Source organism: Pseudomonas sp. SZ57, from assembly GCF_009495975.1.
Classification (GTDB): Bacteria; Pseudomonadota; Gammaproteobacteria; order Pseudomonadales; family Pseudomonadaceae; genus Aquipseudomonas; species Aquipseudomonas syringae.
Map to the genome: position 1 here is coordinate 1 of NZ_WIBD01000062.1, position 649 is coordinate 649.

Here is a 649-nt window from a genome sequence, read left to right on the forward strand (position 1 = left end):
ACCAGCGCGCCCTGGCCTTTTGACTGTTCTGACCGTCGGGGTCAAATAAGTTGAGTGGGTTGTTGCCAACAAAGCCGAACAGATTCAACCCATCCACTTCCCCCGCCGGATCCGGATTGATCCACCGCTGCAGCCACGGCGCGTAATACCTGAACCCGTAATAATAAAGCCCGCTGGCGTCACGCTCTTTACCCGAATAACGCACGGTCTTGTACTTGGCCTCCACTGCACTACGCGCCGCCCACCAGGCCGTGCCGCCGAACGGATAATAACTTTCCTGGCTGATCAGGCCACCTTGTTGATCCAGTTCCAGCGTGCTCGAGCCCAGATGATCACCCAGGCTGTAACGCACCTGATCGTTCGCAATAGAGCCCGGTTTTCCAGCTTCCCAGTGCAACACCCGCACGCTGTTGCGACCCGCCTGAGCGGTAACGACGTGGAGGGTTTCGCCATCGGCTGTGGTGCGGATTTCCAGCCCCGGCAGGTAGCGCACTTCGTTGATAAGCAAGCGGCCTGACGCCTGAGCAGTACGTATCTTGCGGCAGCGCTGACCCTGGCCGTCATAGACATAACGCTCTTCATCGCTCGCTGCGTCTTTACGCTGCAGCAGAGTAACAAGAGCAAGTTGATTACGCGCATTCCAACCCAT

1 protein-coding gene is annotated in these 649 nt (G+C 57.9%); it reads right to left on the reverse strand.

The annotated features are described in order from the left end of the window. A partial coding sequence (locus GE543_RS27000) for an RHS repeat-associated core domain-containing protein (protein ID WP_178118680.1) occupies positions 1-649 on the reverse strand: 649 nt, incomplete at both ends.